22 protein-coding genes are annotated in these 25,006 nt (G+C 41.7%); 10 read left to right on the forward strand and 12 right to left on the reverse strand.

Features of this window, described 5'->3' with window-relative positions:
- Window position 1 precedes the first annotated feature (1 nt).
- From murG to mraZ, 9 genes are all read right to left on the reverse strand, one after another.
- Entirely contained in the window at window positions 2–1,099 is a 1,098-nt protein-coding gene (murG, locus tag ACL9RF_RS16780) for an undecaprenyldiphospho-muramoylpentapeptide beta-N-acetylglucosaminyltransferase (RefSeq protein WP_422801796.1), read from the reverse strand.
- 12 nt (window positions 1,100–1,111) lie between these two features.
- Window positions 1,112–2,305: an FtsW/RodA/SpoVE family cell cycle protein gene (locus ACL9RF_RS16785; RefSeq protein WP_422801797.1), complete on the reverse strand. Its 1,194-nt coding sequence runs from the start codon at window positions 2,303–2,305 to the stop codon at window positions 1,112–1,114.
- Between the two features lie 12 nt (window positions 2,306–2,317).
- Window positions 2,318–3,691: a UDP-N-acetylmuramoyl-L-alanine--D-glutamate ligase gene (gene murD / locus ACL9RF_RS16790; protein ID WP_422801798.1), complete on the reverse strand. Its 1,374-nt coding sequence runs from the start codon at window positions 3,689–3,691 to the stop codon at window positions 2,318–2,320.
- Window position 3,692: 1 nt separating this feature from the next.
- Window positions 3,693–4,937: a phospho-N-acetylmuramoyl-pentapeptide-transferase gene (gene mraY, locus ACL9RF_RS16795; protein ID WP_422801799.1), complete on the reverse strand. Its 1,245-nt coding sequence runs from the start codon at window positions 4,935–4,937 to the stop codon at window positions 3,693–3,695.
- A 9-nt stretch (window positions 4,938–4,946) separates the two neighbouring features.
- Window positions 4,947–6,401, reverse strand: a complete 1,455-nt coding sequence (locus tag ACL9RF_RS16800) for a UDP-N-acetylmuramoyl-L-alanyl-D-glutamate--2,6-diaminopimelate ligase (protein WP_422801800.1) — start codon at window positions 6,399–6,401, stop codon at window positions 4,947–4,949.
- A 1-nt stretch (window position 6,402) separates the two neighbouring features.
- Complete coding sequence (locus ACL9RF_RS16805) at window positions 6,403–8,517, reverse strand: penicillin-binding protein (RefSeq protein ID WP_422801801.1); 2,115 nt, start codon at window positions 8,515–8,517, stop codon at window positions 6,403–6,405.
- Window positions 8,518–8,531: 14 nt separating this feature from the next.
- Entirely contained in the window at window positions 8,532–8,942 is a 411-nt protein-coding gene (locus ACL9RF_RS16810) for an FtsL-like putative cell division protein (protein ID WP_422801802.1), read from the reverse strand.
- A 68-nt stretch (window positions 8,943–9,010) separates the two neighbouring features.
- Window positions 9,011–9,934 (reverse strand): 16S rRNA (cytosine(1402)-N(4))-methyltransferase RsmH, encoded by a 924-nt coding sequence (gene rsmH / locus ACL9RF_RS16815; RefSeq protein ID WP_422801803.1) that lies wholly within the window; start codon window positions 9,932–9,934, stop codon window positions 9,011–9,013.
- Window positions 9,935–9,987: 53 nt separating this feature from the next.
- Window positions 9,988–10,461 carry a division/cell wall cluster transcriptional repressor MraZ gene (mraZ, locus tag ACL9RF_RS16820; protein ID WP_422801804.1) on the reverse strand — a complete coding sequence of 158 codons (474 nt, stop codon included), beginning with the start codon at window positions 10,459–10,461 and terminating at the stop codon, window positions 9,988–9,990.
- Window positions 10,462–10,990: 529 nt separating this feature from the next.
- Between mraZ and aspS the strand changes: the two genes are divergently transcribed.
- Window positions 10,991–12,739, forward strand: a complete 1,749-nt coding sequence (aspS, locus tag ACL9RF_RS16825) for an aspartate--tRNA ligase (RefSeq protein ID WP_422801805.1) — start codon at window positions 10,991–10,993, stop codon at window positions 12,737–12,739.
- Between the two features lie 98 nt (window positions 12,740–12,837).
- Window positions 12,838–14,226 carry a LutB/LldF family L-lactate oxidation iron-sulfur protein gene (locus tag ACL9RF_RS16830; RefSeq protein WP_422801806.1) on the forward strand — a complete coding sequence of 463 codons (1,389 nt, stop codon included), beginning with the start codon at window positions 12,838–12,840 and terminating at the stop codon, window positions 14,224–14,226.
- Window positions 14,227–14,307: 81 nt separating this feature from the next.
- Here ACL9RF_RS16830 and serS read toward each other — a convergent pair whose 3' ends face one another.
- Window positions 14,308–15,579: a serine--tRNA ligase gene (gene serS / locus ACL9RF_RS16835; RefSeq protein WP_422801807.1), complete on the reverse strand. Its 1,272-nt coding sequence runs from the start codon at window positions 15,577–15,579 to the stop codon at window positions 14,308–14,310.
- Between the two features lie 109 nt (window positions 15,580–15,688).
- Between serS and rsmI the strand changes: the two genes are divergently transcribed.
- Genes rsmI through ACL9RF_RS16855 form a run of 4 tightly spaced genes read left to right on the forward strand, consistent with a single transcriptional unit; the run spans window position 15,689 to window position 19,906 of the window.
- Entirely contained in the window at window positions 15,689–16,354 is a 666-nt protein-coding gene (gene rsmI, locus ACL9RF_RS16840; protein WP_422801808.1) for a 16S rRNA (cytidine(1402)-2'-O)-methyltransferase, read from the forward strand.
- Window positions 16,355–16,393: 39 nt separating this feature from the next.
- Window positions 16,394–17,128 (forward strand): PH domain-containing protein, encoded by a 735-nt coding sequence (locus ACL9RF_RS16845; RefSeq protein ID WP_422801809.1) that lies wholly within the window; start codon window positions 16,394–16,396, stop codon window positions 17,126–17,128.
- A gap of 6 nt (window positions 17,129–17,134) precedes the next feature.
- Window positions 17,135–18,769 (forward strand): apolipoprotein N-acyltransferase, encoded by a 1,635-nt coding sequence (lnt, locus tag ACL9RF_RS16850; protein ID WP_422801810.1) that lies wholly within the window; start codon window positions 17,135–17,137, stop codon window positions 18,767–18,769.
- A 9-nt stretch (window positions 18,770–18,778) separates the two neighbouring features.
- Window positions 18,779–19,906 (forward strand): cysteine desulfurase family protein, encoded by a 1,128-nt coding sequence (locus ACL9RF_RS16855; protein WP_422801811.1) that lies wholly within the window; start codon window positions 18,779–18,781, stop codon window positions 19,904–19,906.
- A 43-nt stretch (window positions 19,907–19,949) separates the two neighbouring features.
- On the opposite strand, the gene ACL9RF_RS16860 is transcribed toward ACL9RF_RS16855, so the two are convergent.
- On the reverse strand, window positions 19,950–20,270 hold the full coding sequence (locus ACL9RF_RS16860; RefSeq protein ID WP_422801812.1) for a copper resistance protein NlpE: 321 nt from the start codon (window positions 20,268–20,270) through the stop codon (window positions 19,950–19,952).
- Window positions 20,271–20,422: 152 nt separating this feature from the next.
- On the reverse strand, window positions 20,423–20,755 hold the full coding sequence (locus tag ACL9RF_RS16865; protein ID WP_422801813.1) for a tetratricopeptide repeat protein: 333 nt from the start codon (window positions 20,753–20,755) through the stop codon (window positions 20,423–20,425).
- Window positions 20,756–20,898: 143 nt separating this feature from the next.
- On the opposite strand from ACL9RF_RS16865, the gene ACL9RF_RS16870 reads away from it, so the two are divergent.
- The 4 genes from ACL9RF_RS16870 to ACL9RF_RS16885 all read left to right on the forward strand — a co-directional run bounded on the left by ACL9RF_RS16870 (window position 20,899) and on the right by ACL9RF_RS16885 (window position 24,774).
- Entirely contained in the window at window positions 20,899–21,636 is a 738-nt protein-coding gene (locus tag ACL9RF_RS16870) for an electron transfer flavoprotein subunit beta/FixA family protein (protein WP_422801814.1), read from the forward strand.
- 16 nt (window positions 21,637–21,652) lie between these two features.
- A complete protein-coding gene (locus tag ACL9RF_RS16875) occupies window positions 21,653–22,627 on the forward strand; it encodes an electron transfer flavoprotein subunit alpha/FixB family protein (protein ID WP_422801815.1) in 975 nt (324 codons plus the stop codon).
- Window positions 22,628–22,731: 104 nt separating this feature from the next.
- A complete protein-coding gene (locus ACL9RF_RS16880; protein ID WP_422801816.1) occupies window positions 22,732–23,403 on the forward strand; it encodes a bifunctional nuclease domain-containing protein in 672 nt (223 codons plus the stop codon).
- A gap of 9 nt (window positions 23,404–23,412) precedes the next feature.
- Window positions 23,413–24,774 (forward strand): nucleoside permease, encoded by a 1,362-nt coding sequence (locus ACL9RF_RS16885; RefSeq protein ID WP_422801817.1) that lies wholly within the window; start codon window positions 23,413–23,415, stop codon window positions 24,772–24,774.
- Window positions 24,775–25,006: the final 232 nt, after the last annotated feature.

Here is a 25,006-nt window from a genome sequence, read left to right on the forward strand (position 1 = left end):
GTTACTTTATTAATTTTAAAACCTCTTTAGCAATTACCACATCAGCATCCAACAGTGCTAATTCTTTAATATTACGGGCTAAATCCTGGCAAGCCCTATCGTCAGCCAAAAGATCAAATGCCGTATGCATCAACTGCTGCTCGGCATCAGCATCTTTAACCATACGTGCCGCCTGTTTATGAACAAGAGCACGAGCATTTTTTGTCTGATGGTCTTCCGCCACATTTGGTGAAGGCACCAAAATAACCGGTTTTCCTACCACACAAAGCTCAGATATCGTTCCAGCACCAGCACGAGCTATGATTAAATCCGCAGCAGCATACGCATAATCCATACGTTGCAAAAACGGCATCATTTTGACATGGCTAGGAAGCTGCCCATGCAGCTCAGCCTGCAAACGATCATAGTAATACCCACCACACTGCCAAATTACCTGCACATCCTGTTGTTCAAACCCAGTTAAAGCCTGCTTCACACAAGCATTTAAAGTAGCCGCTCCAAGACTACCGCCCGTTACCAACACCGTCTTTTTATTTGCCGAAAGCCCAAAAGAACGTAAAGCCTCCTCGCGTTTTCCCGCGATATCAACCGAAGCCCGACGAATAGGATTTCCAGTTAAAAGCACCCTATCCGCTGGAAAAAACTGCTCCATACCTTGGTATGCCACACATATCCTTTTAGCCTTCTTACCCAAGCTCTTATTCGTTTTACCCGCAAAAGAGTTCTGTTCCTGAATTAAAGTTGGCAAGCCTATAAAATTCGCCATCATTAATAATGGGCCAGAAGCATAACCACCAACCCCAACTGCCGCCTGTGCGCCAAAGTCTTTAATCAGCTTTCTGGCTTTAAACAAGCTGGCAACCAGTTTAAAAGGTAAAGTCAGATTTTTAAGCAATGACTTCCGGTTAATACCCTGAATAGCTAAACCTACAATTTTGTATCCTGCAGCAGGCACCTTTTCCATCTCCATCTTCCCTAGCGCACCTACAAACAAAATTTCAATATCTGGTTCAAGCGTGCGCAAAGCATTTGCAATCGCAATCGCAGGAAAGATATGCCCTCCCGTACCACCACCACTTATAATAACTTTATGCGCCATTTTCATATTCTTTTATATCGTTCCTAACACCACCTTCTTCGGCATTGGTGTTTCTTTCAATTCCTCATCCTGTTTTAATTCCTCGATATTTCTACTCACCGAAAGAATAATTCCCAATGCCACGGAAGTAAACAATATCGATGTTCCCCCCATACTTACCAACGGCAAGGGCACCCCAGTTACGGGGCCTAAACCAACTGCAACAGCCATATTTGCCAACGCCTGAATGGTTAAGCTAAACCCTAATCCTGCGGCCAAAAAGGCACCAAAAGCACGCGGGCTCATGGTTACAATACGTATACAGCGATACATTAATGCCAAGTATAAAAACAACAAAATAAAACCACCTACCGTACCATATTCTTCAATAATAATCGCGAATATAAAATCCGAATACGGGTGAGGTAATACATTACGCTGTACTGAATTCCCCGGTCCTTTACCAAACAAACCACCTGTAGCAATAGCAATCTTTGCATTATTGGCCTGATAGTTTTTATCCTCCTGGAAAGGGACATGCGAGTCGTGCGTCTGTTCGGTTTTAAAGAACCCCTCCACACGACTAAAATAAGTGGCTCTACGCGGACCTATCGAAATCACGATAATCCCTAAAACAGCAACTCCCAACGACACATAAGCAATCTGTTTAAAAGATATACGACCTATTAACAGCAGCAACACCGAAGTACCAAACACCATTAATGCCGTAGACAAATTAGCCCAAGCAATTAATACAAAGACTAAACATACGGCGCCCATAATGGGGAGGAATGATTTTTTAACATCCTTAATTTCCTCCTGCTTACGCGATAACATACGCGCTAAAAAAGTAATTAACGACAGCTTCGCCAAATCGGAAGTCTGGAAAGTCTGGTTAATCACAGGGATCGTAACCCAGCGTGAAGCCTCGTTAACAGAACTACCAAAAATCAACGTATACAATAGCAACGGAATGGTAATTCCCATTAAAATCTTAGAAATTCCGGCATACCATTTATAATCCAATTTATGCGATAGATACATCAATACAAGACCGACAGCAATAATCGAAAAGTGCTTAAAGAGATACAATTCTGTACCTTTACCCTCTTTATAGGCCAAAGTTCCTACAGAGCTGTAAACAGCAAGCAAGGACCATCCTGATAAAATCAGTACGATAATCCATATCCATTTGTCGCCTTTTAGTTTCGAAAATACCTGCTCCATAGTTTAAGGAATTTATAACGAAATTACAGCATCTTTAAATTTATCACCCCGTTCCTCGTAGTTTTTAAACCAGTCAAAACTAGCGCAAGCCGGCGACAACAATACCGTGTCTCCCTTCACGGCCAAGTGCGAGCTTATCTGCACAGCATCCTGCATAGACGAACTGTTTACAATAACATCCACATCATCCTCAAAGGCATCGTGTATACGAGCGGTATCTTTACCGATACAAACAATAGCCTTCACTTTTTTCTTCACCAGATCACGCAACATGTCGTAATCATTACCTTTATCAACACCCCCTAACAACAAGACAATATCTGTAGAGAAGCTCTCTAACGCATACCATACCGAGTTTACATTTGTAGCTTTACTATCATTAACATAGTTAACACCACCAATATAGGCTACATGCTCTAAACGATGCGGTATATTGACATAAGAGCCTAAGCACTCCTTTATCAGCTGATTGCGAAGCTCTTGTATTTTAGCCACCAAGCCCGAAGCCATGCTGTTATAGGTATTATGTCGTCCCTGTAATGATAATTCTTCAATATTCATCGTAAATGCCTCCGTATTAGGTATACTTATTAATATATTGTTCTGTGTATCTAAATATGCCCCTGTCTCCACAAACTGTTGCTGCGAAAAAGGCAACTGCAATGCCGGTATGTTAAACCTAGGCATAGCTTTATTAATCTCTTCATCATCGGCACAGTAGATAAAATAATCCGTAGGCTTTTGATTTTGGATAATACGGAATTTCGAGTTCACATACTTATCCATATTATAATCGTACCGATCCAAGTGGTCCGGAGTAATATTCAATAAAACCGCAACATCCGCCCTAAAATGGTACATATCGTCGAGCATAAAACTCGATATCTCCAATACATAGCTATCAAACTGCGCTCTAGCCACCTGAAAGGCAAAACTTTTCCCGATATTGCCGGCAAGGCCCACCGAAAGACCAGCCTTCTGCAGGGTATAATAAGTTAACAACGTTGTGGTCGACTTACCATTAGATCCGGTAATACAAATCAAGCGTGCATCGGTATACTGAGCGGCAAACTCAATTTCAGAGATCACCGAAATACCTGCAGCACGCAGCTTTTGAACCAAAGGTGCTTTCTCCGGAATTCCAGGGCTTTTAACCACCAAATCAGCAGTTAAAATAAGCGCCTCATCGTGACCTCCAGCCTCAAAAGTAATCTCTTCCGCCAGCAACTGCGTCTGATACTTAGGATCAATGGAACCCATATCCGACACAAAAACATCAAAGCCCTTATCTTTCCCCAAGATGGCAGCCCCAACACCGCTTTCGCCGGCGCCAAGAATCACTAAACGACCTTGCTGCGGATAATATGTATGTGCTATATTGCTCATGCTACCTTACTTTCAATGTTACAATGGTTAAAACGGCCAAAATGATACCTACAATAACAAAACGAGTCACAATTTTAGACTCGTGATATCCCTTTTTTTGGTAATGATGGTGCAAAGGCGACATTAGAAATATACGTCTTCCTTCCCCATACTTTTTCTTCGTGTATTTAAAATAAGAAACCTGCACAATAACCGATAAACTCTCGATAAGGAATATACCACACAATACAGGAATCAACAGCTCCTTACGGATAAGAATGGCAAATGCCGCAATAATACCCCCGATGGTTAAAGAGCCCGTATCACCCATAAAAACCTGAGCAGGGTAAGCGTTGTACCATAGGAAACCGATACAAGCCCCCACAAAAGCACCAGCAAAAATCACCAGCTCTCCAGAATTCGGGATATACATAATATTTAAATAATCCGAGAATATAATATTGCCGGAAACATAAGCCAAGATTGCCAATGTAACGCCAATAATTGCCGATGTACCTGTTGCTAAACCGTCAATACCATCCGTAAGATTGGAACCGTTCGATACGGCAGTAACAATAAGCACTACAACCACCAAAAACAACAAAAATGTTGTCCAAGTACCCTCCAGGCCAAATACACTCAGCACCTTAGCATAATTGAACTCATTGTTCTTATAAAACGGAATATTCGTTTTTGTAGACTTTACATTCTCGGCATACGTTTTTTCTCCCGTCTGCGGATTGATAACCAACTCGACAGGCTTCGACGAAGTAGGGTTTACCACCTGCTCACGCACCACAATATCAGGGTGAAAAAACATGGTTATCGCAATAATAACCCCTAATCCTACCTGTCCGATAACCTTAAAGCGACCCGCTAAGCCCTCCTTATTCTTCCGGAAAACCTTAATATAATCGTCTAAAAATCCGATAGCACCCATCCACAACGTGGTTACTACCATAATAATAATATAAATGTTATCCAGTTTAGCAAACAGCAATGTAGGGATAAGAATCCCCGCAATAATTATAAGTCCACCCATCGTCGGCGTTCCCTTTTTAGCCTGCTCTCCCGCTAGTCCTAAGTCACGAATAGTTTCACCAACCTGTTTCTTATGCAAAATGCGAATTAATCTACTTCCATAAACGGTCGTAAAGACCAAGGAAAGAATCACAGCCATTGCGGTACGAAAAGAGATATATTGAAACAGTCCTGCTCCAGGTATATGAAAATGTTCTTGTAACCAGCTAAATAAATAATATAACATTGATGACTCTTATTGTTCGTTAAACGTTTGCTCTAATTCTTCTTTATCATCAAAATGATGGCGTACACCATTCACTTCCTGATATTTTTCATGTCCTTTTCCAGCGATCAATACAATATCGCCAGGTTTCGCTAAGTGACAAGCCGTACGGATTGCCGCTCTACGGTCTGTAATGGTTAATGTATTTTTCTTATTCTCTGGAGATACACCTACCTCCATATCCCTAATAATCTGTTCTGGATTTTCAGTACGCGGATTATCAGATGTTAAAATTACCTTATCACTATACCTTAAGGCAACCTTAGCCATCTCCGGCCGCTTTGTTTTATCGCGGTCCCCCCCACAGCCTAAAACCGTAATAATCTGCTGCCCGGCAACCCGAAGGTGCTGAATCGTTTCTAATACATTGGCTACAGCATCCGGTGTATGTGCATAGTCGACAATACCTACAACGCCCGATGCCGAGCGCAGCGTTTCAAAGCGTCCTTCAGCGCCCGTAATCTCGCTAATAGCCGTTAAAACCTTAATGGTCTCCTGCTCCAATAAAATTGCAGCGCCATAAACAGCCAAGATATTGTATGCATTAAAACCACCAACAAGTTTCACCCACACCTCACGCCCGTCAATAGCTAACAACATCCCATCGAAATGACTTTCGATAACTTTAGCCTTAAAATCAGCTGCATTATGCAAGCCATACGTTTTTTTATGGGCGAAGGTATTTTGAATCATCACCGCACCATTTTTATCGTCTATATTGGTTAAAGCAAAAGCAAAACCATCTAAATCATCAAAAAAGCCTTTTTTAGCTTTTATATACTTATCGAAGGTCTTATGGAAATCCAAATGATCATGAGTAATATTAGTAAAAATACCACCCGTAAAATGTAAACCCACAATACGCTGTTGCACAATAGCGTGCGAACTAACCTCCATAAAACAGTAATCCACCCCTACGTCGACCATCTGGCGTAGCAAGCGATTCAATGCCACCGGATCCGGCGTTGTATGTGTTGCCGGAATCACCTGGCTACCGATACGGTTTTCCACCGTAGAAAGTAAGCCCACCTGATACCCCATATTGTCAAACAAGTTGAACAATAACGTGGCTATGGTCGTTTTACCATTTGTACCCGTTACGCCCACCAACTTCAAAGACTCCGAAGGATTACCATAAAAATTACCCGCAATAATTCCCAAAGCATACGAAGTGTCGTTCACAACAATATAAGTCACCTCTTCCGAAATAAGCTCCGGTAAGGTATCCACAACAATGACTAAGGCCTTATTCGACACAGCTGTCTGCACAAACAAGTGACCATCCACAGTTACCCCCCTTACGGCAACAAATAAAGCTCCCGCCACGACTGCTCTTGAATCGAAGCAAACGGAAGACACCTCCACATCCAGTGTCCCTACGACCTCTATAACAGGTATTGCGTGTAATAAATCCTTTAGCTTCATATTAATTCAATTGAATACTTACCCCTGTTCCCATTTTTAATCTTTCCCCAGGAATCAACGACTGTGTGACAACCTTCCCTTTACCATAAACATGCGTTTTAAAACCCGCATTTTCTAAGGCATAAATAGCATCCACCAAACCCATTCCAACCACATTCGGTACAACCCCCTCACGCACATTAACCTCTGCCAATGCTGCAGCAGCCCCCGTAGCGCCCGAATCCGCCTGTATTAAGCTACTCCAGTTAGACACCTTAAAGCCTAAAGCTTCATACACCCTTTCTGAGGCCTCTTTAGAACCCTTAAGCGTTTGTGGTGTTTTATGACCAGCCACATTAACTTTACGGGTTGCAAAATGCCCGTGCAAGGCCAGATCGTTGGCATACACCATATCCGCAAGCTCCTTAAAAACAGGACCTGCAATTGCGCCACCATAATACCCATTTCTAGGGTTACGAATAACGACAATCATGGAATACTTCGGATGTTCGGCAGGAAAATAACCCGCAAAAGAAGACTGATACCTACGCGCACCATACCCACGCGAATCGTCGGCCATTTGTGCCGTTCCGGTTTTACCACCAGAAGTATACAACGGGCTAGTCATCTTCTTACCGGTACCTTCCACCATTACCCCCTCCAACATCTCACGCATTTTTGAAATGGCAGTTTTTGAAGCAATTTGTTTATTAATAACACGCGCCTCAAACTTCTCCACTGTATTTCCCAAATGGCGAATCTCCTTAACAAATAAAGGCGCAATCATCCGACCATCATTAGCCACAGCATTGTACAATACCAATGTCTGTAAAGGCGTTAATTTCAATTCATAACCATAAGCCATCTGAATCAGCGACAGCTTACTCCAGCTTCTACTTTTCGGAGTTTTCACAAGCGGCGTCGCCTCACCCGGAATTTGCAAGCCCAAAGGTTCATTCAATCCCCAGCTATGCAACTTCGATGTAAACTTCTCCGGACGATCGCCATAGTTTTGATTAATCAATTTTGTAATCGCCACGTTCGACGACTGTTCAAAGCCCTCTTTTACCGTGATAATAGATTTCTTAGGCGCATGCGAATCGCGAATCGTATGCGATGGCACCTTATACGTACCATTACCAATATCTATGGTAGTATTGACATCGATTAACTCATCATCCAAAGCCACCAAATAAGACGCCAGCTTAAAAGTCGATCCCGGATCGGCACCTTGCGCAATAGCATAATTATATTTTTCGCGATAGACGCCATCCTTATCCTTCGTGAAGTTAGCAATCGCACGTATCTCCCCAGTTTCCACCTCCATTAAGATTACACAGCCATTATCGGCATTACTTTCCTTCAGCTGCTTCTCCAAGGCACGTTGAGCCATATCCTGCATATTCACATCAATAGTAGAGATAATATCCGAACCATCAACCGGAGCAACCTCCACCTCCCTATTCAAGGGCACCCACACCCCACCAGCAATACGCTGCATCATCTGAGCACCACTCTTACCCTCGATATAATCGCCATAAGCGCCCTCCAAACCCACACGAAACTCATCGTTTTTATAGCCTATAGTTCGTGCTGCCAGATTCGTGAAAGGTAAAATTCTTTTATTCTGCCTTACCGACACCATGCTACTAGAGAAGCGCGTTTTTCCTTCACGAAATACCCGCATCAGCGGAAATGTTTTCAACACCTTCAATTCCTGATGCGAAACAGCACGTTTTAAAAGCAAGTAACGCTGTTTTTTTGCCCGTGCTTCTTTAAGCGCTACCAAATACTGTCGGGAAGAGCGATCTTTAAAAAACGCCGACAACCTAATAGCCAAGGAATCCACCTTCGCATTAAACACATCGCTACGCTCCTCCGGTATAGCCATTGCATCGAAACGAATTTCATACTCCGGCACCGACGTTGCCAACAAGCTACCATCGTTCGAGTAAATATTACCACGTGTAGCCTCGACAACACGTTCCTGAATGGTTAAACTATCCGCTAAAGCCTTCCACTTACCACCATCCACATATTGCAAGTGAATAAGCTTCGCAAATACTGCAAAAGCCCCCAATACCATAAGCCCGAAAGCCAAGTACACACGCAACAATATGGATTTTCTAATATTCATTTAACCCAATTTGGTTATTTTTTTGTTTTAACAACTTCAAGTTTAATTGGTGGCTCCGTACGCTCCTTCAACCCCAAAGTATCGGCACGTTTTGCAATTTCCGTCTGTGTTGTCAACTTCATTAATTCAGACGACAAAGATTTATAATCCCAACTCAGCTCCTTCACCTCTTTACCCAAATAATCAATTCTCCTTACCGTACGTTCCGCCAAGTGACGATTAGAAATATACAACATGGCCAGCAAGGTTAAAAAAGCAGCAAAAGGAAGATTCTTGGTCACCAAATACGTAGACAGTTTTGTCGGCGTAAAAAGTGTACGCATAAAATTCCGCGTTACCTTTACCTTCTCCTCCACCGCATCCGACATCTCCTCCTGCACATCCTCACTCAACTCCTGGTTACGTACTGTATTTTTTTTTGCCATATCCCAATAGATAAATAACTAAATACTCTGCCCCGAACCTAAACCTAACCTAAACCCAAAACCTAAACCTAATCTACAGCAACCTTCTTCGCTGCGATGCGCAATTTTGCGCTTCTAGACCTATTATTCAAGGCCAACTCCTCCGCAGACGCCGTAATAGCTTTTCTACTAATCACGTCAAAAGGTTTAATCTCATTACCAAAGAAATCCTTCTCCACATCCCCCTTAAACTTCCCCTTCAACATAAAATTCTTCACCAAGCGATCCTCCAAAGAGTGGTAAGACATAATAACCAAACGTCCAGCCGGGTTCAACACCCCAACCGTCTGCAGTAAAAACTCCTGCAACGCCTCCAACTCCCCATTCACCTCAATACGCAGAGCCTGAAACACCTGCGCATGATACTTATGCTCTTTACCTTTCGGAACATTACCTTTTATAATCTGCTTCAGCTGCTCCACCGTCTGTATAGGCGCTGTTAAGCGCGCAGTAACAATCGTTTTCGCCAAAGACCGCGCATTCTGCACCTCACCATACATCCCAAAAATGCGGTGTAAATCCTCCTCAGCATACGTGTTAAGCACCTTCCGGGCATCCAGGTCCGACACCTGATCCATACGCATATCCAAATCCGCATCAAAGCGAATAGAGAAACCACGCTCAGCATCATCAAACTGATGCGAAGAAACACCAAGATCCCCTAAAATGCCATCCACCTGTTTCACCCCCTGAAGGCGAAGATAATTTTTCAGAAAGCGAAAATTCTGATGCACCAATACAAAACGGTCATCCGCTATCACATTCGCTAAAGCATCCGGATCCTGATCAAAAGCAATCAATCTCCCCTTCGGGCCAAGATGTTTCAAAATCTCGCGCGAATGGCCGCCTCCCCCAAAAGTAACGTCCACATAAACGCCCTCAGGTTTAATGTCTAAAGCCTCAATACACTCCTGAAGCATGACAGGCACATGATATATTTCTTCGTTCGCCATTTAATTCTATTTCATAAAACAACCTAAACCCAGCTAAACCCAGCTAAACCAACCTAAACCCCGGTAAGACCATCAAGATCCACATCCCCCATAACCTGTTCAGCCAATTCGGAGAAATCCTCCTCCGTAAAAGCATCCATTTTCTCCTCATACCTCACCTTATCCCAGAGCTCCACCTTCGTCAGATTACAAACCAAAACCAACTCGGCACCAATCGCCGCATATTCCAGCAAATTTTTCGGCAGCAACACACGACCAGCAGCATCGAGCATCAATTCCGTTGCTCCACTCGTGAACTTGCGCACAAAATCTCTATTTTTTGCCTGAAACTGATTAAGTCGCGAAAGCTGATCTAAAATTTTATTCCATTCAGCACGCGTATAGATAACCAAATTTTTGTCGAATCCACGGTTTACGACAAGCCCTTCGCGCTCCACATCAGGCAGTTGCCTTTTGAGCGCTGCAGGAACCACCATTCGTGCTTTGGCGTCCAGCTTGCATTCGTATTGTCCGATCAAATAATTCATTAGCCTATATGCCTAATCTAATTTTATTGTAAAAATAGACACTTTGCCCCACAATCCCCCACAATCCCCCACAAAAAAGTTTTCCACATCAAATTTTAGCTACAAACTCCATTCGAAACCCTTGCTAAAACAGCTAAAAACATCATTATTTATTGAATCGCGATAAGAATATTTTTTTAACCCATAATATATTTTCCTTGTTTATTTCACCAAAAATGAGGGTAAAAAAAAGATAATTTGACCAAAAAATACATTCAAGTGGGAAAAAGTGGCGGTATAATCTGCAGAAAAAAACCTAGTCACAAAACTCCCAATATCCACAATTTGTTAATAAAATTTTTAGTACCTAAAAAGCCCTCAAAAAGCCAGCATTTAAGGCCAAAAATTTCGACCATTAAAGCGTCATTTTTGCGACACGCAGTAGGCCTTACAACAGCAATACCTTGAAAATTTTAATCAATCGTAGAGGGTATAATTCGTTATTGTCCGCCAAATGCAATAATTTTGTACCTTCAATAAAAAGATATATATGTATAGAAGTCATAATTGTGGCGAACTTCGCATTGCCAATACCAACACTACCGTTACACTAGCCGGGTGGGTACAGAAATCCAGGGATAAGGGATTTATGATATGGGTCGATTTACGTGACCGCTATGGTATTACACAACTTATATTCGACGAGGCACGTACAGATGTATCGGTAATGGAGGCCGCGAAATCTTTAGGCCGTGAGTTTGTTATACAAATTAAAGGCACCGTTATTGAGCGTGAGTCTAAAAACAACAATATTCCTACAGGCGCTATCGAAGTCCTTGTATCGGAACTTTCGATATTAAACGAATCGCAATTACCACCATTTACTATTGAAGACAACACCGATGGAGGAGAAGATATTCGTATGAAATACAGATACCTGGACATCCGTCGTAACCCAGTAAAAAATAGCTTACTTTTCCGTCATAAAGTTACACAGGAGGTACGCAACTACTTATCGAATTTAGACTTCTGTGAAGTTGAAACGCCATATTTGATAAAATCTACCCCAGAAGGAGCGCGCGACTTTGTGGTACCATCACGCATGAACCCGGGGCAATTTTACGCTTTACCCCAATCGCCACAGCAATTCAAACAATTGTTGATGGTAGGCGGTATGGATAAATACTTTCAGATTGTAAAATGCTTCCGTGACGAAGACCTTCGTGCCGACAGACAGCCCGAGTTTACCCAAATTGACTGCGAAATGTCTTTTATCGATCAGGAAGATATACTGCAGGTTTTTGAAGGACTAACCCGCTCATTGTTAAAGAAATTCCACAACCTTGAGCTGGGCAACTTTCCACGTATGACATTCGATGAAGCCATGCGCACCTATGGTAATGATAAACCAGATATCCGCTTTGGCATGAAATTCGGCGAATTAAATGCCGTAACACAGCACAAGGATTTTGCTGTATTTAACAATGCAGAGCTTGTGGTAGGTATTGCGGTACCTGAAGCAGCCTCGTACACCCGTAAACAAATCGATGAACTTATCGAATGGGTGAAACGTCCGCAGGTTGGCGCGAGCGGTATGGTGTATGTAAAGTGTGAAAGCGATGGCTCTTATAAATCATCGGTGGACAAATTCTATGATCAAACCGATTTAGCGCAATGGGCAGAACTTACAGGTGCGAAAGCTGGCGATCTTATTTTAGTGTTATCGGGCCCTGCTTCTAAAACACGCGCCCAGCTGAGTGCCTTACGTATGGAATTAGGAAATCGCTTAGGGCTACGTAATCCAGAGGAATTTGCACCATTATGGGTCGTTGATTTCCCGCTATTGGAATGGGATGAAGACTCGGCACGTTTCCATGCTATGCACCACCCTTTTACAGCGCCTAAAAAAGAAGATATGCACCTATTGGATACCGATCCAGCAAAGGTTCGTGCCAATGCATACGATTTAGTGCTGAACGGAAATGAAATTGGTGGTGGTTCCATTCGTATCCACGACAAGGAAACGCAAGCACTAATGTTTAAACATTTAGGCTTTACTAACGAGCAAGCACAAGAGCAGTTTGGCTTCTTAATGAATGCATTTACCTATGGTGCCCCTCCACATGGTGGGTTAGCATTCGGGCTGGACCGTTTGGTTGCCATCTTAAGCGGACAAGAGACTATCCGCGATTTTATTGCGTTCCCTAAAAACAACGCAGGACGTGATGTAATGATCGATGCTCCGGCAACGATAGACAGGGCACAGCTTGACGAACTAAGCTTAGCAGTAAAAGTATAAAACAATAAATTTTAAATTAATTAGTTTATATTTAAAAGTTGGTTACAGTTTAACCAACTTTTATTTTTACAAGACGATTCTTTAAGTACATACAAGCCATGGCGCAAAATACGGCCACAAAATTTTTATCAGATAGCTCAGCTAAATCATTTGACCTTAATCATCGCGAGATTGTACGTCGTACGATGGATAAGTACAATAGGGCGTTTGAAAATAGCAAGCATAAATTTATTGATTTAGAAAATTCGAAGAAAAAGGCCAATCTGATTAAGTGGCGTGCTATAGAAAACCTGGACCGCTATCTGGTAGAGTTTGAATACAACTTTACGCGTAGTGGTGGCAAGGTAATCTGGGCAAATGATGCGGAAGAGGCACGGCAGGAGATTTGGAAAATAGTGGAGAAACAGCAGGCTCGCACGGTGGTGAAATCTAAATCTATGGTCACAGAAGAGATAGAACTGAATCCATTTTTAGAAAAAAGAGGTGTTGAAGTCCTTGAAAGTGATCTTGGGGAGTTTATTATTCAGTTGTTAAACCAAAAACCCTATCATTTTGTAACCCCTGCTATGCATTTGCGTACCGAAGATATAGCCCAACTTTTTCATGAAAAGTTTGCTATGCCATTGGATGCTACAGCAGAACAGCTAACACAAAAGGCACGTGAGCTGCTACGCGAGCGATTTATTACGGCAGATATTGGTATTACAGGCGCCAATTTTCTGGTTGCGGATACGGGTAGCATTGCTATTACAGAAAATGAAGGCAATGCCCGTCTTACCAGCACTTTCCCGAAGGTGCATATCGTCCTTGCTGGCATAGAAAAAATTATCCCAAACATGCTGGATCTGGACTTGATGTGGCCGCTGTTGGCGTCGCACGGTACAGGTCAGAACCTAACCGTTTACAACAGTTTAATCAGCGGCCCTCGGCTAAGCTCCGAGACAGACGGCCCCGAGGAAATGATTGTTATCTTGGTGGATAACGGCCGCAGCAGCCTGCTCGCGAAAAAGGAACAGCGAGAAGGGTTGTATTGTATACGCTGCGGTTCCTGCCTTAATGTATGTCCTATTTACCAAAATATTGGTGGACATAGTTATAACACTACCTATCAGGGACCAATAGGATCGTTAATAACACCACACCTTAGTGGTATGAAAGAATTTAAACATCTATCCTATGCTTCGACTTTATGTGGTAAGTGTACGGAGGTGTGCCCAGTGGGTATAGATATTCAAAAAATGTTACTGGTAAACCGTAGAGACTCGGTACAAGAAGGGTTGGCAACGGTCGAGGAAAAAAGATTATGGAAAGGTTTCGCCTACTTTATACAAAAAAGAAAGTGGCTCGATTTCTTTGGTGGAAGGTTCAAGAATTTTATACTCCGAAGGTTCTTCAAAAAAGCATGGGGCGATAATCGGGATCTTCCGATTTTACCGAAAAAGTCTTTTGCACAGCAATATAAAGAAGAGCAGAAGCATAAAAATTAAGCGGGGTCATGACCCCGCTTAATTTTTATGCTTTAATTTTTTAAGGGCAGTTTACTGCAAAATAGCGCTGCCACTTCTGTATTAATCAATATATTCAAAACCAGTGTATGGCACTAAAACCGCAGGGATTTTTATACCTTTTTCGGTTTGGTTATTTTCTAAAATAGAAGCCACAATACGAGGTAGCGCCAATGCAGAACCATTTAACGTATGCGCCAACTGCATCTTGCCGTCTGCATTTTTAAAACGAACCTTTAGGCGGTTTGACTGGTAGGTTTCAAAGTTAGATACCGATGATACTTCCAACCAACGCTCTTGTGCGGCACTGTATACTTCCATATCATAGGTCAATGCTGAGGCAAAGCTCATATCACCACCACACAAACGTAAAACGCGATACGGCAGCTCTAATTTTTGCAATAGCCCTTGTACATAAAGGCTCATTTCTTCAATGGCTTCATATGACTTATCGGGGTGTACCAACTGTACAGTTTCGACTTTATCAAACTGATGCAAACGATTTAAACCACGTACATGCGCACCATAGGAACCTGCCTCACGGCGGAAACAAGGTGTATATGCGCAGTGTTTTAGGGGCAATTGATCTTCTTTGACAATAACATCGCGGTATAGATTGGTTACCGGCACTTCCGCCGTTGGTATAAGATACAAATCATCATTACCGACATGATACATCTGCCCTTCTTTATCCGGCAATTGTCCGGTAGCAAATGCCGAGGCTTCATTCACCAATATAGGAACTTGAACTTCATTATACCCCACTTCGGCAGCTTGGTCTAGGAAGAAGTTCAACAAAGCTCGCTGCAAACGCGCTCCTTTACCCTTGTAAACAGGGAAACCTGCACCCGTAACTTTTACGCCCAACTCCAGGTCTACAATATCATATTTTGCCATCAGTTCCCAATGTGGCAATGCTTCACCATGCAAGGTTGGCAGCTCCCCGTGGGTAAGAACGACCTCATTATCGTCTGCCGATATACCAACAGGTACAGACTGATGTGGCAAATTTGGCAACTGCACAATCTTATGGTTTAACTCCTGCTCTACTGCAGCAAGCTTTTCTGTGAATTGTTTTACCTGCTCTTTATATCCGGAGGATTTGGATTTTATAGCTTCAGCTTCTTCTTTTTTACCCTGACGCATTAAATCTCCAATTTGCTTTGCCGAGGAATTTGCTTCTGCAGCTAACGCGTCGGATTCATTTTGAATCTTACGGCGTTGTTCATCCAAGCCTATAATCTCATCGATTAGGCCGGCCTCTTTAAAATTTTTTACGGCTAATCTTTCGATTACCGCATCCCTGTTTTCACGGATATAATTTAACTGCAACATATGTTATTATGAGTTTAAAGGGTCAAATTTACGAAATATAAAATAATAGGCAGTAATATCTCTATAAAATATAACAACAAGATTAATCAAATAACAGTACCTTTGAAACATGTTATATTTAGTACCTACCCCCATTGGAAATTTGGAAGATATGACCTTCCGTGCCATTCGTATATTAAAGGAAGCTGATGTAATTTTAGCGGAGGATACACGCACCAGTGCCCCCTTATTAAAGCACTTTGGTATCGACAAAAAAGTATTTGCCCACCATCAACATAACGAGCATAAAGCGGTTTCAGAGATTATTAAATTCCTCAAGGAGGGTCAGCATATAGCACTTATTTCAGATGCCGGCACACCGGCAATTTCTGACCCTGGTTTTCTGTTGGTTCGCGAAGCCATAAAAGAGGGGCTGGAGGTACAATGTTTACCCGGAGCAACAGCTTTTGTGCCTGCTCTTGTGAACTCGGGATTACCCAACGACCGCTTCTGTTTTGAGGGGTTCTTACCCGTAAAAAAGGGGCGCCAAACACGCATGAAAATCCTTGCCGAGGAGAAACGAACCATGATATTTTACGAGTCGCCTCACCGGATATTGAAAACCATAGACGAGTTTATCCATTATTTTGGCCCTGAGCGGCAGGCTTCTATTTCTAGGGAGTTAAGTAAAATGTACGAAGAGAATGTACGTGGAACACTTACGGAACTTAAGCAGCATTTTGAAAATAACCCTATAAAAGGTGAGTTTGTCTTTTGTGTGGCTGGATTAGATTAATTAAGTATATTTACCTAAACAATTTTTATCTCTACGCATATGAGTTTAGACCGATATATACAAGATGGACAAGATCCTAAAATTGTAGAAAAATTATATACTAAAATTGTTGATATGCTTACCCACGGTGAAGCAATCAGCTATATTGCCTTACAGAAAAAACCCGCTGTTACCTTGTTGCCTGATAGTATTACCATCAGTAATAAACGCATCTTTTTATGCGAATTTACGAAGTTAGGCCTGGCGACAAATTTTGAGATATTCTCCTGGAAAGATATTAAAGATATTGCATTTAAAGAGGAGATTTTCGGGTCTAAGGTTACGGTAATTCCGTTTACTGCAGAAAACTTAAGCATAGATTATATCCCGAAAATACAGGCTCGAAAATTATATCAGCTTATAAAAGAGGCTTTAGAAGATTCTAAAAATGAAGGACTGCTGGCTACAGCAGCGCCAGTAAAGGAAACGCCGAAACCTGTAGTTGCACCACGCGAGGTTTATACGCCTTCTGCAGCAGTTGAAAAACCGGTTATTTCCGCACCGGAACCGCAGGCTCCAACAGCAGAAACGGTTAAGGATGAGCCTAAGGTAAATCCTGTTCCGACAACCGCTACCACGACTACACCTGTGTCTATTCCTGCTCCTGCGCACGAGATGGAGGATGAGGATGAGTTAACGTTAAAGCTAAAAAAGCTAAAAAGCTTATACGATAAACAGTTGATTACACAGGCGGAGTACGAGACAAAAAAAGCAGAAATTCTTTCAGAACTATAAAATAGCGTGAAACAAAATTATTTACTGGCACTTTTAAGTGCCTTTATATTGTGGCTTGCATGGCCTCCTATGCCTTATACAGGCCTTTTATTACTGGTAGGATTTGTACCGCTGCTGCTGGCTGTAGAACAGATTATGCGCGGTAACTATAGCCATAAAGGGCGCAAAGTTTTCTGGACTGCATTTTTAACCGGTTTTGTGTGGAATACAGCCTCCATTTATTGGGTCTTTAATGCCATGAATGCCTTTTTGCCTACTGCGGTTTCCCTACTTATAGCCTTAATTCCTTTTGGCTTGGCACCTTTGCTTATGGCTACAGTTTTCCGCTTGTATTATCAGATACGGAAAACAAAATCCGTGACAAGCGGCTTTATCGCTTTGGTGTCGCTATGGATTGGATATGAATATCTACACCAATGCTGGAGCTTGGAGTTTCCTTGGATGACCTTAGGCAATGGTTTTGCCAATACGCATCAGCTTGTACAGTGGTATAGTTATACGGGGGTATTTGGTGGTACCTTATGGGTATGGATATGCAATTTACTCGTATTTTTGACTTACTGGCAATATAAAAACAAAATCGAAGCCTTTAGCAACCGTACACTGTTTGTTGCTATTGCCATCGTATTTTTTGTGCCTATAGGGATTTCCTTATTCCAATACAATACCTTCGAGGAACGTTTGAATCCATCAGAGGTTGTGGTGGTACAACCTAATATTGACCCTTACCATAAATTTGGGGATATTACGCCCGAGGAACAGCTGGCGCAGTTAATTGCCTTGTCCGAAAAAGTTGCTAAACCGAATACCGAGTTTTTTATTTGGCCAGAGACGGCAGTATCGGCTAGAGGGGGAATCAACGAAGATGACTTTCGCTCCTACCCCGCTTACGAGCAGATGGTAACCTTCTTAGCGAACTACCATAACGGAAATATTGTTACTGGTATAGAAAGCTATGCTTTGTTTCCGGAGCAGAAAACATTTACAGCACAACCTTATGCTGATAAGTTTATAGAAAGTTACAATGCCGCAGTTTTGGTTGATGGTTCAACAAAACTGCAGTTTTACCATAAATCTAAGCTGGTACCGGGTGTAGAGCTAATGCCGTTTGGAAATGTATTGGCTTTTATGAAACCACTGTTTCAGCATTTCGGGGGTACAACGGGAGGTTACGGCTCGGACCCGGAACCATCGGTATTGTACAGCCAAAGCGGTATCGGTGCTGCACCTGTTATTTGTTACGAATCGATATGGGGAAACTATGTGGCTGATTATGTAAAAAAAGGAGCACAATTTATTACGATTATTACCAACGATGGCTGGTGGAAAAATACGTCAGGAAAAGATCAGCACCTCGCTTATGCCAAACTGAGGGCCATAGAAAATAGAAGATGGGTAGCCCGCTCGGCAAATACCGGAATCTCTGGTTTTATTAACCAACGTGGAGATATTGTTCAAAAGACCTCTTGGTGGACGCCTGCCTCTTTAACGCAGGAGATAAACCTGAATGAAGACCTTACATTCTACACCAAAAATGGAGATGTTATTGTTTTTATAGCACTTTTTGGCTGCCTTTTAGCAGTAGGTATGCTATTGATTTCCACCCAAAAAAAAGATAAAAAATTTATACACAATACGTAAATTTGCCGCATGCAAGTATATTTAGATAACGCAGCAACAACACCCTTAGACGCTGAAGTGATTGAAGTGATGGTAGAAGCCATGAAAAATGACTTTGGAAACCCATCATCGATTCATGCACATGGCCGTCAGGTTAAAACATTAGTTGAAAAGGCAAGAAGAACAATTGCCAACTTATTACATGCTTCCCCCTCGGAAATCTTCTTTACCTCTGGTGGTACTGAAGCTGATAATATGGCGATAACACGCTCTATTGCCGACTTTGGTATTACCCATGCGATTACATCGCCAATAGAGCACCATGCGGTTTTGCACACCTTAGAGGAACAGGAAAGGGTCGGAAATATAAAATTAAGTATCCTGAATCTGGATGAAAAGGGAAATATTGACCTGGCTCATTTAACAGCTTTATTGGCCGAGAACCCGCGCTCGTTGGTGTCTATTATGCATGCCAACAACGAGTTAGGCAACTTGAGTGATATTAAAAAGATTTCAGAGATATGTAATACCTATAATGCGATCTTTCATTCGGATACCGTGCAGACAATGGGGCATTATATACATAATCTTTCGGAATTAAAAATCGATTTTATTACCGGTGCCGGTCACAAATTCCATGGTCCTAAAGGTGTAGGCTTTTTATATATTAATGCTAACAATAAGATAAAACCTTTTATCTATGGCGGTGCGCAGGAAAGAAATATGCGCGGTGGTACCGAAAATGTGTATGGTATTGTGGGTTTAGCGAAAGCCTTAGAAATTGCGTATCGTGATATGGATGCGCATCAGGCTTATATTCAAAACCTAAAAGATTATATGATCAGTGAATTGCAAAAGGCAATACCTGATGTTCGTTTTAATGGAAATATTGAAGCCGATAAATCGTTGTATACGGTATTAAATGTATCGTTACCATGCACGGATATGAGCGATATGCTGTTATTTAACTTGGATATAGCCGGTATTTCAGCATCAGGAGGCAGTGCCTGCAGTTCAGGATCGGATATTGGATCGCATGTCCTAACCGGAATAAAAGCCGATAGCGCTCGACCATCCGTTCGTTTCTCTTTTAGCAAAAACAATACGAAAGAAGAAATTGATGTGGTGGTAGCGAAACTAAAAGAAATATGTCAATAACAAAAAAGATCCTCTTCATGAGGATCTTTTTTGTTATTGACCCTTATTTTACTTTGGGTAACCAATATTTCTGAGCTAAATCGCCTGTAATCTCATTTCCTGACAAATCCAGCTGTACTAAATTTTCATCGCCTACTTTATATTTATAATCAATACCATTTAGCGTCAGTTTATTCTTTTCAATCTCCCAGGACCCTTCTTTTACAAACTCATCTGCAGACTTCCCTTCATAGGTATAACGCAAAACATAGGATTGATCTCTGTTTATTTCTAGAACGGTACTGATGGCATCGCAATCGACACAAGGTAAATTACCTGAATAGATGCCGACAACATTTGCTGCCCGCAATTCTTGATTTTCCATTTTCTCCTTAGCTACGGATGTTTTCTGATTGTTAATACAGCTTAGGATACACGTGAAAAATACAACTATTGATATGTAAAATAAAACCCGCATAGTACTTGTTAAATATCCTTAATCAAAAAGGATACCAAAACTATACTTATGCCGACTTTTTAATAATCATCGTCGTCATCAAAACCTTTTAGCATATTTAATGCCCCCATCAATTCGCCCTTAGCATGCATCTTGCGTTGCTGGCTGGCTATAAGTATTCCTCTATTGTAAATTTCTTCGGCCGCTGACTTATTATTTAATTTTTCTAATAGCTTCCCGAAATGGTAATAGGTACCCACGTAATCTGGAAAATTTTGAACCAGGTTTTCAAAACCCTGTTTGGCTTTTTCAAAGTCTTCGGCTTTTACGTATTCCATGGTTAAGGCATAATGCAAAAAAGGATCATGGGGGCTTTCTTTAATAAACTCGAGCAACTGTATAGTTTTGTCCATTTAAATCGTTATAAATTACAAATAAAGTTAAACCGAAGTTAAAAAACAAAATTATTATGCACGCATAGGATTTATAAAATTTATACTTATATTTGGTAGAAACCTAATTGATAATTAATAGTTTTAAACTAAAAGCCAATAGTATGAGAATATTAGTTTGCATAAGTAATGTCCCAGACACGACAGCAAAAATAACCTTTACCCAAGCGGATACCGAGTTTAATTCGGCCGGTATTCAATACATTATCAATCCTTACGACGAGATTGCCTTATCCAAAGCAGTAGATTTGGCTACAAGTACCTCAGGAAGTGTTACGGTGATTAACGTTGGTGATAGCAGTACAGAGCCAACGATACGCAAGGCTTTAGCCATAGGTGCAGATAATGCGGTACGGGTGGATGCTGCCGCCAGCGACGCTTGGTTTGTTGCCAACCAAATTGCAGCATATGTTAAAGAAAATAGTTTTGACCTTATTTTAACCGGTCGTGAATCGATTGATTACAACGGTGCTCAGGTAACAGCCATGCTGGGCGAGTTACTTCACATCCCTTCGGTATCTATTGCCAAAGGTTTAAAGGTTGAAAATGGACAGGCACAGATTGACCGCGAAATTGAGGGGGGTAAGGAGGTGCTGACCGCATCGTTACCAGTTGTTATTGGAACTGCGGAAGGTGTTGCAGAGGTTAAGATTCCTAATATGCGTGGGATTATGGCTGCACGAACGAAGCCTTTAGAAGTACGCACCGCAATTGCTATAGAGCCATTAACAAAAATTACAAGCTACCGCAGTCCAGCACCGCGGGGCGCCGTTAAATTAGTCGACGAGAGCGATATTAATGGATTGGTGGATTTATTACATAACGAAGCAAAAGTAATCTAACGAAAAAGAAATTATTATGTCAGTACTAGTATATATTGAAAATACCGAAGGCATTTTAAAGAAATCGGCCTTTGAAGCGGCTTCTTATGGTAAAGAAATTGCAGGTTTGTTAAATACGGAAGCTATAGCTATTGCCATTGGGGATGTCAGCGCTTCGGAATTGCAGAAATTAGGGAACTACGGCATAGCTAAGGTATTACATGTAAACAAAGATAACCTCAAGAATTTCGTTAATCAGGCCTACGCTGCCCTTGTTGCGGCTGCAGCGAAGCAAGAAAATGCAGAAATTGTAGTTTTATCAAATACCTTTAGCGGCAAAGGTTTGGCACCGCGTATTGCGGCAAAACTTAATGCCGGACTAGTAGCGGGGGCTACCGCTGTACCCAGCTTCGATGGCCATACGTTGAAGGTAACGAAAACGGCATTTTCGAATAAGGCGATTGCCACCGTATCTTTAGATGCACCGGTGAAGGTGCTTAGCATAAACCCGAATGCCTTTTCGGCTAAAGAGGCGCCGACCACGGCTACAATTGTGGACTTTACGGCTGACTTAACGGAAGCGGATTTTGGCACTTTAGTAAAAGATATTGTTCGCGCTACGGATAAAATAGCACTCCCTGAAGCAGAGATTGTCGTTTCTGCAGGTAGAGGACTTAAAGGACCCGAGAATTGGGCTATGGTGGAAGACTTAGCGGAGGTTCTAGGCGCCGCAACAGCGTGTTCTAAACCTGTGTCGGATGCAGGCTGGCGGCCCCATGCAGAGCACGTAGGGCAAACTGGTATCGTTGTGAGTCCGAATTTATACATTGCAATAGGTATTTCTGGCGCTATACAGCACCTGGCTGGGGTAAGCTCCTCCAAGACTATTGTCGTAATAAATAAGGATCCTGAAGCGCCATTTTTTAAAGTTGCCGACTACGGTATTGTGGGCGATGCTTTTGAAGTGGTTCCAAAATTAATTGAGGCCTTAAAAAATCACAAAGGAATTTAAATAGCTAAATCCTTTAGTAATAGAAGTGGTGAAGGTAAAAAATACTTCCACCGCTTTTTTTTTGCCGTTAATATTCACATATTTGTACCATCGAAGGTGAGAGGATGAATAAAATTAAGTTAGACATAGTAGGTTTATCATATAGCCAGACGCAATCTGGTGCCTATGCTCTTGTATTAGGTGAGGTAGATGGCAACAGGAGACTTCCTATTATCATAGGTGGCTTTGAAGCTCAGGCTATAGCGGTAGAAATTGAAAAAATGACCCCTAGCAGGCCGCTAACACACGATTTATTTAAATCTTTTGCGCAAGCATTTACCATTGATTTAGAAGAAGTATTGATTTATAACCTGGTGGATGGGATATTTTTCGCTAAGATTCTTTTCAAAAATGGTAGTAGTGTAGTGGAGTTGGACGCACGTACTTCGGATGCTGTAGCGTTGGCCGTACGATTTGGATGCCCCATTTATACCTACGACTTTATTATGTCGGCAGCGGGCATCGTGATAGAGAGTAATGATTTTGCCTTTTTGGAAAATATCAGCTCGACAGCAGCTACAGATACACCGAAAGAATCCAGCACCACCACCTCATCTACTCCTTCAACTGAAGAAAACAATTCATCAAAACCGTCTCTACGCCCTGAACCCATTACATCTCCATATGCATCTTTAAGTTCAGAGCAGTTAGACTTAGCCCTACAAAAGGCTATCCAAGAGGAGCAGTATGAGGCTGCTGCTAAAATTAGAGACGAAATCGAAAGAAGAAAATCATAACATAAATATATGTCCATAAAAATAAGACTGACCATAATGAGCTTTTTGCAGTTCTTTGTGTGGGGAGCTTGGTTAATTACTATTGCCAATTATTGGTTTGGCACCAAAAATTGGGATGGAACAGAGTTTGGGGCAATTTTTGCAACTATGGGTATAGCTTCCTTGTTTATGCCGACCTTAGTGGGTATTATTGCAGATCGTTGGGTTAATGCTGAACGCCTGTATATTTTACTGCACTTACTTTATGCCATATGCTTGATTTATTTGGCTAAAGTAGATAATCCAAATTCCTTCTTTACCCTGATGTTACTGGCGATGTGCTGTTATATGCCGACATTGGCCTTATCCAATTCCATTGCTTACAGCTCCTTGACGCAAGGAAACTATGACCTTATCAAGGCCTTCCCTCCGATTCGGGTTTGGGGAACGGTAGGGTTTATCGCTGCCATGTGGATCACGAATTTAACGGGAAATAAAGCGACTGAAATACAATTTTATATTGCTGCTGCGGGGTCTATTTTTCTATCCTTGTATGCTTTACTTGCCATTCCTAAATGCCCGCCACAACATTTAACCAAGGAAAATGCTAAATTATCTGAAATACTGGGTTTAGAAGCTTTTAAACTGTTCGGAAACTATAAAATGGCCTTATTTTTTATATTTTCTATGTTTCTTGGGGCAGCATTACAGTTAACAAATGCTTACGGGGATGTGTTCTTAAGCGAATTTGCAAATTTCCCTAAGTATATGGATTCTTTTGTTGTAGAACGCTCTACAATTATAATGTCGATTTCACAAATATCGGAGACTTTGTTTATTCTGGCCATTCCTTTTTTTCTAAAACGTTTTGGTATCCGAAATGTTATGCTTATTGCGATGTTGGCCTGGGTATTACGCTTTGGATTATTTGCTTATGGCGACCCGTCTTCGGGATTATGGATGATTATTTTATCTTGTATTGTATACGGTATGGCCTTTGACTTCTTTAATATCTCGGGTTCATTATTTGTCGAAACATCTACCGATTCAAAAATCCGTTCTTCGGCACAAGGCTTGTTTATGATGATGACCAATGGTTTTGGTGCCATTTTAGGGTCACGCGTGTCGGGATGGCTTATCGATAAGTATTTCACCCACTCGTATACCAATGCAAGCGATTTGGCTTCGTACCTAGATACACAAGCAGATAACCCGAAGTTTCTCGAAGTGATTGCCCATAAAAAAATACAAATAAACGATGGTGTATTCGATCAGGTTATACAGGTAAAAGAATGGCCACATATTTGGTTAGCCTTTGCGGCTTATACGCTTGTTATCGCAATCGCATTTGCCTTGTTATTCAAGCATAAACACGAGTATAAGAGTCAATAAAAAAGAGACATCAGTTGTAGCTGTATCCTAAAAATATGGACAGCTAATAGCTATTAATACGTACGATAATGAGCCCGAAATTGTATCGGGCTCATTTCTTTTGTATGGCGTTGTAGCTGCTCTTGGCTAGCCTATTGCTTATTCCCTACCGATATTGTTTTTATCTGTTGCTATATACACAGCAGGGGACCTTATAAAAATCAATAAAAGCTTTAATGTATAGGTATGCCTA

The sequence above is a fragment of the Sphingobacterium sp. Mn56C genome, assembly GCF_049319645.1.
Lineage (GTDB): Bacteria > Bacteroidota > Bacteroidia > Sphingobacteriales > Sphingobacteriaceae > Sphingobacterium.

Bases quoted from the DNA above. Each gene is read 5' to 3' on its own strand.
- mraZ (WP_422801804.1), bottom strand. From the start codon at position 10,461: ATGAATTATTTGATCGGACAATACGAATGCAAGCTGGACGCCAAAGCA.
- ACL9RF_RS16855 (WP_422801811.1), top strand. From the start codon at position 18,779: ATGCAAGTATATTTAGATAACGCAGCAACAACACCCTTAGACGCTGAA.
- ACL9RF_RS16805 (WP_422801801.1), bottom strand. From the start codon at position 8,517: ATGAATATTAGAAAATCCATATTGTTGCGTGTGTACTTGGCTTTCGGG.
- ACL9RF_RS16830 (WP_422801806.1), top strand. From the start codon at position 12,838: ATGGCGCAAAATACGGCCACAAAATTTTTATCAGATAGCTCAGCTAAA.
- mraY (WP_422801799.1), bottom strand. From the start codon at position 4,937: ATGTTATATTATTTATTTAGCTGGTTACAAGAACATTTTCATATACCT.
- ACL9RF_RS16810 (WP_422801802.1), bottom strand. From the start codon at position 8,942: ATGGCAAAAAAAAATACAGTACGTAACCAGGAGTTGAGTGAGGATGTG.
- ACL9RF_RS16845 (WP_422801809.1), top strand. From the start codon at position 16,394: ATGAGTTTAGACCGATATATACAAGATGGACAAGATCCTAAAATTGTA.
- rsmH (WP_422801803.1), bottom strand. From the start codon at position 9,934: ATGGCGAACGAAGAAATATATCATGTGCCTGTCATGCTTCAGGAGTGT.
- ACL9RF_RS16885 (WP_422801817.1), top strand. From the start codon at position 23,413: ATGTCCATAAAAATAAGACTGACCATAATGAGCTTTTTGCAGTTCTTT.
- ACL9RF_RS16860 (WP_422801812.1), bottom strand. From the start codon at position 20,270: ATGGAAAATCAAGAATTGCGGGCAGCAAATGTTGTCGGCATCTATTCA.
- ACL9RF_RS16870 (WP_422801814.1), top strand. From the start codon at position 20,899: ATGAGAATATTAGTTTGCATAAGTAATGTCCCAGACACGACAGCAAAA.
- murD (WP_422801798.1), bottom strand. From the start codon at position 3,691: ATGAGCAATATAGCACATACATATTATCCGCAGCAAGGTCGTTTAGTG.
- serS (WP_422801807.1), bottom strand. From the start codon at position 15,579: ATGTTGCAGTTAAATTATATCCGTGAAAACAGGGATGCGGTAATCGAA.
- aspS (WP_422801805.1), top strand. From the start codon at position 10,991: ATGTATAGAAGTCATAATTGTGGCGAACTTCGCATTGCCAATACCAAC.
- ACL9RF_RS16865 (WP_422801813.1), bottom strand. From the start codon at position 20,755: ATGGACAAAACTATACAGTTGCTCGAGTTTATTAAAGAAAGCCCCCAT.
- murG (WP_422801796.1), bottom strand. From the start codon at position 1,099: ATGGCGCATAAAGTTATTATAAGTGGTGGTGGTACGGGAGGGCATATC.
- ACL9RF_RS16880 (WP_422801816.1), top strand. From the start codon at position 22,732: ATGAATAAAATTAAGTTAGACATAGTAGGTTTATCATATAGCCAGACG.
- rsmI (WP_422801808.1), top strand. From the start codon at position 15,689: ATGTTATATTTAGTACCTACCCCCATTGGAAATTTGGAAGATATGACC.
- ACL9RF_RS16785 (WP_422801797.1), bottom strand. From the start codon at position 2,305: ATGGAGCAGGTATTTTCGAAACTAAAAGGCGACAAATGGATATGGATT.
- ACL9RF_RS16875 (WP_422801815.1), top strand. From the start codon at position 21,653: ATGTCAGTACTAGTATATATTGAAAATACCGAAGGCATTTTAAAGAAA.
- ACL9RF_RS16800 (WP_422801800.1), bottom strand. From the start codon at position 6,401: ATGAAGCTAAAGGATTTATTACACGCAATACCTGTTATAGAGGTCGTA.